Origin of the sequence: Thermococcus sp. ES12 (assembly GCF_012027515.1) — an archaeon.
GTDB classification, from domain to species: domain Archaea; phylum Methanobacteriota_B; class Thermococci; order Thermococcales; family Thermococcaceae; genus Thermococcus; species Thermococcus barossii.
The window spans coordinates 1-486 of sequence record NZ_SNUP01000047.1 but is presented as its reverse complement, the minus strand read 5'-3'; the positions used below and the strand labels follow the sequence as shown (position 1 = coordinate 486).

Genomic DNA, 486 nt, shown 5'->3' with positions numbered 1-486 from the left:
GGAGGGTAAAAAGCTCATGGGTTATACATATCTGACAGAAACTCCCTATGGATTTCCGCTCGTTACAGGGAAGCTCTTGGAAGGGGAAGAGAGGGCAATGCCAGTAGTTGTAGCAGCAAAGAAGAAAGCCCAAAAGCTAGAGAAAGAGCTTTTAATGGTGGACACAGCTGCAGGAACGAGCAACACAGTATCAAAAGCTCTAGAGGATTCTCAACTTATAATCGCTGTTACAGAGCCAACTCCATTAGGCTTGCATGACCTTGAGCTTATCCTTGAACTGTCAGAGCTCATGAAAACTCCAGCTTGGATTATAGTCAATAGGAGTGATTTAGGGCCAATAGAAAAGGTGAAGGAAATAGCGAGCAAATATAATGCCGAAATCGTTGCTGAGATCCCATACAGCGAAAACATAATCAAAAGCTATGTTGAAGGAAGGCCCATAATTCTAAGCAGCTGTGAAGAGGCCGAGATTTTCAGAAAGCTTGA

Annotated in this window: 1 pseudogene; it reads left to right on the top strand. The window is 43.4% G+C overall.

The features are described 5' to 3' along the window. Nucleotides 1–486: pseudogene (locus E3E37_RS10935) on the top strand (cobalamin biosynthesis protein CobQ); the annotation flags it as partial.